The sequence below is a fragment of the Embleya sp. NPDC050154 genome (genome assembly GCF_044460165.1).
Classification (GTDB): Bacteria; Actinomycetota; Actinomycetes; order Streptomycetales; family Streptomycetaceae; genus Embleya.
This window is the reverse complement of sequence record NZ_JBITJP010000003.1, coordinates 641,614-649,016: the sequence shown is the minus strand read 5'-3', so window position 1 is coordinate 649,016 and position 7,403 is coordinate 641,614. Positions and strand designations below refer to the sequence as shown.

At 72.3% G+C, this 7,403-nt stretch carries 6 protein-coding genes; 3 read left to right on the top strand and 3 right to left on the bottom strand.

Annotated elements, in window-relative coordinates; translation table 11 throughout:
• Window positions 1-260: 260 nt before the first annotated feature.
• The gene (locus ACIBSV_RS09500; RefSeq protein ID WP_395860936.1) at window positions 261-2,099 is read right to left on the bottom strand and encodes a cytochrome P450; all 1,839 of its coding nucleotides are present in this window, start codon (window positions 2,097-2,099) and stop codon (window positions 261-263) included.
• A gap of 64 nt (window positions 2,100-2,163) precedes the next feature.
• Between ACIBSV_RS09500 and ACIBSV_RS09495 the strand changes: the two genes are divergently transcribed.
• From ACIBSV_RS09495 to ACIBSV_RS09485, 3 genes are all read left to right on the top strand, one after another.
• Entirely contained in the window at window positions 2,164-2,772 is a 609-nt protein-coding gene (locus ACIBSV_RS09495) for a TetR/AcrR family transcriptional regulator (RefSeq protein WP_395860934.1), read from the top strand.
• Between the two features lie 505 nt (window positions 2,773-3,277).
• Window positions 3,278-3,637 carry a RidA family protein gene (locus tag ACIBSV_RS09490; RefSeq protein ID WP_395860932.1) on the top strand — a complete coding sequence of 120 codons (360 nt, stop codon included), beginning with the start codon at window positions 3,278-3,280 and terminating at the stop codon, window positions 3,635-3,637.
• A 225-nt stretch (window positions 3,638-3,862) separates the two neighbouring features.
• On the top strand, window positions 3,863-5,095 hold the full coding sequence (locus ACIBSV_RS09485) for a sensor histidine kinase (protein ID WP_395860930.1): 1,233 nt from the start codon (window positions 3,863-3,865) through the stop codon (window positions 5,093-5,095).
• Window positions 5,096-5,111: 16 nt separating this feature from the next.
• Here ACIBSV_RS09485 and ACIBSV_RS09480 read toward each other — a convergent pair whose 3' ends face one another.
• Both ACIBSV_RS09480 and ACIBSV_RS09475 read right to left on the bottom strand, forming a co-directional pair.
• The gene (locus ACIBSV_RS09480; protein ID WP_395860928.1) at window positions 5,112-6,548 is read right to left on the bottom strand and encodes a sensor histidine kinase; all 1,437 of its coding nucleotides are present in this window, start codon (window positions 6,546-6,548) and stop codon (window positions 5,112-5,114) included.
• Entirely contained in the window at window positions 6,542-7,273 is a 732-nt protein-coding gene (locus ACIBSV_RS09475; protein ID WP_395860927.1) for a response regulator transcription factor, read from the bottom strand. Before ACIBSV_RS09475 ends, ACIBSV_RS09480 begins: the two co-directional genes overlap by 7 nt.
• Between the last annotated feature and the right edge of the window lie 130 nt (window positions 7,274-7,403).

Genomic DNA, 7,403 nt, shown 5'->3' with positions numbered 1-7,403 from the left:
GCCAAGAAGCAGGCCGGCGACGCCAAGGAAGACCTCCGGGTCGTCGACGTCGCACAACTGCTCCTGCAATCGGTCAAACTCCCCGAACCACCGGCGGCCCGGGGGGAGTCCGAGGATGCCGCGGAGCCGGCACCGGAACCGGTGAAGTGACGCGGGACCCGGTGCGGGAGCACCGGAGCCGGTGAAGTAACCCGCGGCACGAGGCTTTCCCTCGATGTCGCGACGCAGCCCCCGTTCCCGGTCGACGCCGGGGACGGGGGCTACTGCGTCTTCAGGTGCCGTTCGAGCGCGGACAGCGTCGCGCGCATCGACTGTTCGTTGTGGTCGGCGCGCGGGCCGGTGCGCAGCGCCGCTTCGGAGAGGCCTGTCATCAGCGTGCCGAGCGGGCCCACCCGGCGGTCCCGCCAGGTCTGTTCGACGAGGGTGCCGGTGGGGGTCGGGGAGAGCACGAACGACCAATGGGCGAGCGGGATGCCGAGCCGGGTGTCCCATGCGATGGCGCGGCCGGGGCGGGCGTCGGTGATGGTGCACCGCGTGGTCCAGCGCAGCAGACCCTTGCGGTTGGTGCCGAGGAAGCGGGCGCCGACGACGGGCTCACGGCGGGCGCCGAGCCAACTGCCGCCGGTGCATTCGGGGCTCCACTCGCCCATGCGGGTGATGTCGGCGAGCGCGGCCCAGACGACCGCGGGGGCGGCGGCGACCTCGCGGCGCACGGTGACGGCGCGTCGGGCCGGCAGGCCCTCGGGAGGAACGGCGCTGTCGCGGGGGCGGGCCACCACGACGGTGCGCTTGGCCGGGATGAGCGTGACGTGCCGCGCCCGCGGCCGTTCCGGGGTCGGATCGGGGGCGGTCAACTCCAGGCGGGTCAGCACCTCACGGATGATCACCGTCATTTCCAGGACCGCGAGTTGCGCGCCGACGCAGTACCGACGACCGCCGCCGAAGGGCATCCAGGCCCGTTGTGCCCGGGCCGCGTCGGGGCCGAGGAAGCGCTCGGGGCGGAACCGGGAAGGTTCCGGGAACACTTCGGGGTCGTGATGGATGAGGGTGATCACCGGCGACGCGAACGAGCCCGCGGGCACCCGGAATCGGCCCAGTTGGAGTGGCTCGTCCAGGAGGCGCGGGGCCTCGTACACCACGGGACGCGAGCGCAGCGCCTCCTTGACCACGGCGTCCAGGTAGGTGGTGTGGCGGCCGTCGTCGATCTCCTCGCGGAGTTCGGCCAGGACGGCGGGGGTGCGCAGGAGGCGCTCGAAGGTCCACGCCAGGGCGGTGGCGGTGGTCTCGTGGCCGGCTTCGAGCATGGTGATCAGTTCGTCGCGCAGTTCCTGGTCGCTCATCGGCCGGCCCTGCTCGTCGCGAGCCTGCAACAGCCGGGACAACACGTCGGTGGCGCCGGGGACCGGTTCGGTACGGCGATGCGCGATCTCGTCGAACAACATCGCGTCCACCGCGTCGCGGGCGCGCTGGAATCGGGTCGTGGGCAGGAAGCCGAGCCGGGTCGCCGGTGGGCTCTGGGTCCAGGCCCGAACCCGTGGCGGCAACATCAGCATGACCGGCGAGCCGCCTACCTCGATCAGTTCGGGGATGGCGGTGCGCAGCCGGGCCAGACGATCGTTGTCGCGGATCCCGAACACCAGCCGCAGGATCACCTCCAGGGTGATCTCCTGCATGCGGTCGCGCAGCGCGAACGGCCGGTGTCGCGGCCACTCGGCGATGTGTTCGGCGGCTATTCGGGCGATCTCGTCGCCGTAGTCGGCGATGGCCTTGCCGTGCAGGGGTGGGCTCAGCAGTCTGCGGTGCCGCCACCAGGGGTCGCCGTCCAGCGTGAGCAGCGAGTTCCTACCGACCATGCCCTCCAGGAATTGTCGGCGCACCTCGCCGGCCCGGCCGCCGCCGGCGTCGACGGCGTAGACCTGCTGGGCCAGTTCGGCCGTGGTGACGTAGGTCTGCGGCGGGAACCCGAGGAACCTGGCCTGGAAGACCGGCCCATGGCGACGCCGAGCCGCCCGGAGCGAACGGCCGGGGGCGGCGAGGTAGAGCGCGGTCTGGATCCAGCTCGGCAGCCGGGAACCCGGCGGCGGGGTGGCAGACGTCATCGACTCGCTCCTGATCCGAGAGAAGTCTGAACATTCGTGCTGCACGCTTGTCTAACATGGTGGGATGCCCAAGTCGCCCCTGTCCAGGAGTCATCGGGAGCGAGTCCTCGCCGGGGCCGTGCGCTGTCTGCGGGAGAAGGGCTACGCGCACACCACCGCACGCGATATCGCGCAGGCCTCCGGAACCAGCCTCGGCTCGATCGGCTACCACTTCGGCGGCGTGGACGCGCTTCTGGAGGAGGCGGTCGGGCAGTGCTTCGAGGTGTGGACCCGCCGGGTGCGGGACGCGGTGTCGGCCGCCGTCGCCGATGGTCCTCGTGCGCAACTGGCCGCGGCGCTCGTGGCGTTGATCGATTCGTTCGAGGAACTGCGCCCGATGGTGGTCGCGTGTGTCGAGTCGTTCGCGCCGGCCATGCGCTCGACGGCGCTGCGCGAACGCCTGGCCGCGGGATACGCCGACGCCCGTCGGGCCGGACGCGCCATGACCGACCGGGCGTTCGCGGATTCGGGAGTCGAGCCGCCGGCGGGCGCCGAGGCGATTCCGGCGCTGCTCATCGCGATCTGCGACGGCCTGATGCTCCAGTGGCTGGTCGACCCGGAGCACACCCCCGACGCGCGCGGGATCCTCGATGCCCTTACCGTCCTGGCGCCGGTCCTGGCTCCCCCGCGCTGATTCGTGGCGCATGGCCGTGACCGGTGACGCGCCGGCGGCATGGCGACGCCGTGGCGGGCGCTTCTGCTTCCGCGAACGATGCGGTGGTACAGCGGTATTCGGCCAACCCGGGCGAGTGTCGGCGCCGGCGCGTCCCGACCCCGGCGGGCGCCCGAGGGGCCGTTTCGATCCGGCCGCGACCGACCCGCGGTCCCGGAACCGGGCCGGGTGCGCGAGTCGGGCAACCGACGGTTTGTGTCGGTTGGCGCGGGCGGCAAGGCCGGCTTGTTTGCCGCCTGTTCCCCGGCCGTGACCGGGGCCTAAAGTCGTGTTCACGGGTGGTGACGAGGTGATCACGCAAACGTGATCGACTTCGTTGCGGCCCTGGGGGGCGACCGTGATTCCCGTGTCACGCCGGGAGTCGATGGTCGGATGGGGGAGGAGCGCTCGACGATCCGTCCGGAGACGTTGCGAGCGACACTCGACGGGTGGGAACCCGCCGAGGTCGCGGGCAAGGTGTCGGGAGGTGGCTCGCAACGCGTCCGAGACGAACCTGCCGGGGTGGCGGGCCGTCTCGGCATTGTTCGGTCGGTATCGAGGGCGCGCCCGCGTGGTGTCCGGGTACGGCGGCACGCTCGCCGTACCCGGAACCGCCTGCGCCACCGTGTCGGCCGGTGTCGGCGGATCCTTCGACGACGTGGCGAAGCCGACCGTGTACGTGGTCGACTGGACCCCCGACAAGATGCCGCTCCTGGGCGAGGGAGTGATCCGGGCGGCCGCGAGACTCGGCGTCGACCCGGTCAAGCCGATCACTCTGCTCGGCGTCGCGGCCCTGGGCGAACCCGACCTGCTGGTCGAGGTGGAGGCCACCGCCGTACTCGACTGACATCCCGTCGGATTCGCGAGCGGCTCGACGCGCGTTCGAAGACCGGCTCGCCCCGGGGCGAGCGGTGCCACCGAGTGGCCGGTGGTGCCGTGTCGTCAGCCTTCGGCCGGATCCGCCGGGGGCGCGGGAAGGAGGCACCGCCCGCGAGGGTGAGACCTGGGGACGACGGGCCCGCTCGGCGCACCGGATGACGCCCGCGCGGGCCCCCGCCCGTAGCGTCCCGGTGTGCAAAGAATCTACGCCTGGCTGCGCGGGCACCCGTTGGTCGTGGACGCGATGATCATGCTGCCGGTGTTGTTGCTGAGTGCCGCTCAGGTCCACGACGACGACACCACACCGGCCGGCCGGGTCCGGTACGGGCTGTGGGTTCTCATCGTGCTCCACGGGCTGGGCGCGACGCTGCGCCGAGTGCGGCCCCGGACCGCGTTCGGGCTGGTGATGCTGGGCAGCGCGGGCCAGCTCGTGGTGAGCTCGGAGATCATGATGACGAGCATCGCGGTGCCGATGGTGCTGTACACGGCGGCGAAGATCGGCTCGCCGCGCCGAGTGCGGCTCGCTCTGGTCTGCGTGTTCGCGGTGCCCGGGCTCTACTTCGCGCGCTGGGGCACGAGCGTGAATCCGGACGTGCGCGAAGGCGCGTTCGTGTATACCTTCATCGCGATCACGCTCGGCATCGCCTGGGTGCTCGGCGACTCGATGCGGACCCGCCGCGCCTATTACGCCGAACTCGAAGAGCGAGCGACCCGGCTGGAGTTCGAGCGGGACCAGCAGGCGCTGATCGCCGCTGCGGCCGAACGCTCGCGGATCGCAAGGGAGTTGCATGACGTGGTGGCGCACAACGTTTCGGTGATCGTGGTGCAGGCGGACGGTGCGAGCCGGGCCATCGCCACCTCCCCCGACAAGGCCCGCGAGGCCCTGGAAACGATCGCGAAGACCGGACGCGAGGCGCTGGTGGAGATGCGCCGACTGCTGGGGGTGCTGCGCGCGCAGAACGAGACCGAGGGCCTGGTCCCGCAGCCGAGCCTGCGCCACCTGGACGATCTCGTCGACCAGGTCGGCCGCGCGGGCCTGTCCGTGCGGGTGGTCGTGGAGGGCGAGCCGATCGACCCGTCCCGGACCGTCGCGCTCACCGCGTACCGGATCATCCAGGAGGCGTTGACCAACACCCGCAAGCACGCCGGTCCGACGGCCGGCGCCGAGGTCCTGGTCGGGTACCGCGGGGACGCGCTGGAGGTGCGCATCAGCGACGACGGGCGGGGCGCGCAGGCGCCGGGCGACGGAATGGGCCACGGCCTGATCGGCATGCGCGAGCGTGTCGCGATGCTCGGCGGCCGGCTCGACATCGGCCCCGGCCCCGACGGCGGCTGGGCGGTACACGCGGTACTGCCCTACGGAACGACCCGCGGCGTGCCCGCCACGGCCACTCGATCGACGCTCGGGAAGAGGACCGGCCCGTGAGCGACGCCGACGTCGGTCATGCCGACGCGGGAGGCGAACGGGTGTCGCCGAGGGCGGGGAGGCGGACCCTGACCACGGTGCCCCGATCGGCGGCGGGGCCGATGTGGATGCTGCCGTGGTGCATGTCGACGATGGCCGCCACGATGGACAGGCCCAGGCCGCTGCCGCCCTGGGCGCGGCTGCGGCTCTTGTCCGCGCGGTGGAAGCGGTCGAAGACGTGTGGGAGATCGGCGGCCGGTATGCCCGGGCCGGCGTCGCGCACGGTCAGTTCCACGTGATCGCCCGTACGGCGCAATTCGACCGCGGCCGGGGCGTCCGGCGGGGTGTGCATGCGGATGTTGCCGAGCAGGTTGGCCACCAACTGCCGCAGGCGGTCCTCGTCGCCCAGGACCAATACCTCCGCCGTGGACGCGGTGGCGGCATGGGTCAGCGGCCGGGCGGGTTCGACCGCGGCCGCGTCGCGGCAGGAGTCGGCCACGACCCGGGCCAGGTCCACGGGTTCGAGGTCGGTGTCCTGTTCCTCGTCCAGGCGGGCGAGCAGCAACAGGGCCTCCACGAGGCCGTTCATGCGCCGTATCTCGGCCCGCATCCGGGACACCGCGTCGTCGACCGAGGCCCGGTCCGGAAGCGCGCCGCGCTGGTACAACTCGGTGTATCCGCCGATCGACTGGAGCGGGGTGCGCAGTTCGTGGGAGGCGTCGGCGACGAAGCGGCGCAGGCGTTCCTCGGAGGTGTCCCGGGCGGTGAACGCGGCCTGGATCTGGTCGAGCATACGATCGATGGCGATGGCCAGTCGGCCGACCTCGGTGCGCGGGCCGATCAGCGGATTGCGTACCCGCCGCCCGTAGTCGCCCGCCGCGATCGAGTCGGCGACCTGGGCGGCCTGTTCCAGCGGCCGTAGTTCGCGCCGGACGAACAGCGCGCCGAGCAGGCCCAGGGTCGGCAGGGCGATGCCGACGGTGATCAGCACCACGTACAGCGCGTGGTCGGCGGCCCGTTCGGCATCGTTGGTGCTCAGCGCGACCAGTGCGGTGCGCCCGTCGGTCAGGTCCTGGACGCGAACCCGGAATTTCTCACCGGACCCGGGCTCGGCCGAGGGCGCGGTGACCGTGCTGCCGGTGGGCGGCAGGACGCCGGTCAGCCTCGGCCCCGGGCCCTGCGGCGGGCGGCGGCCGGGGGCGGCGAGGGCCACGCGCAGGCCGCCCGGGTACTTCAGCCAGATGCCCGGATCCAGGCCCAACCGCTGGTTGTTGCGTTCACGCTGGTCCAGGGCGCGCAACGCGGCGACGGTGGTGTCGAGTTGGTTGTCGAGACGGTCGAAGAGCGAGTCCCGCAGCACGCCCACGGTCACCGCCGCGCAGGTGTTGAGCACCACGGTGCACACCAGGACGAGCACGATCACCAGGCGCCGGCGCAGCGGTTGCCGGCGCATCCTGGGCCGCAGGCTCAGCACGGCGGTGTGCGCAGGCAGTACCCGACCCCGCGACGGGTGTGGATCAGCGGTGTGCCCTGGCCGTCGTCGATCTTGCGGCGCAGATAGCTGATGTAGGTGGCCACCACCGTGTCGTCGCCGTTGAAGTCGTAGGACCACACGTGCTCCAGCAGGCGGGCCCGGGTCAACACGTGGTCGGGATGCAGCATCAGGTAGCGCAGCAGCCGGAATTCGGTCGGCGAGAGGTCGATGGGGCGTCCGGCGCGGCGCACCTGGTGAGCGGCGGCGTCGAGTTCGAGGTCGGCGACGCGCAGGACGTCGCCACCGGGTGCCGCGCGCCGGGTGCGGCGCAGCACCGCCTCCACGCGCGCGGTGACCTCGTCCAGGCCGAACGGCTTGGTGATGTAGTCGTCGCCACCGGCGGTCAGGCCGCGGACCACGTCCTTGCGGGTGTCGCGCGCGGTAAGGAAGACCACCGCGACCTGGAGTTCGTCCGAGCGCAGTCGGCGCAGCACCTCGAAGCCGTCGCCGTCGGGGAGCATGACGTCGAGCAGGATCAACTCGGGCAGAAAGTCCCGGGCGACGGTGAGCGCCTGAAGGCCGGTGGCGGCGGTGCGCACGTCGTAGCCGACGAAGCGCAGGAACCGGGCGACGGTGTCCACGATCGCCGGTTCGTCGTCGACGACCAGGAGGCGGCCCCGGTCGTGGGTCGCGGGTGGGCCGGCCTGCGGATCCGGGATGCTCATCGGTGCCTTCCTCGCGACGCGCTCCGCCGGGTGCGGCGGGTGGGTTGGGGTCGGTGGGCGTGATCGCCGCGAACACTACGGTGCGCCGCGCCCCCGTCGGCACCGTACCCGGGCCCCGACCTCCGCAGGC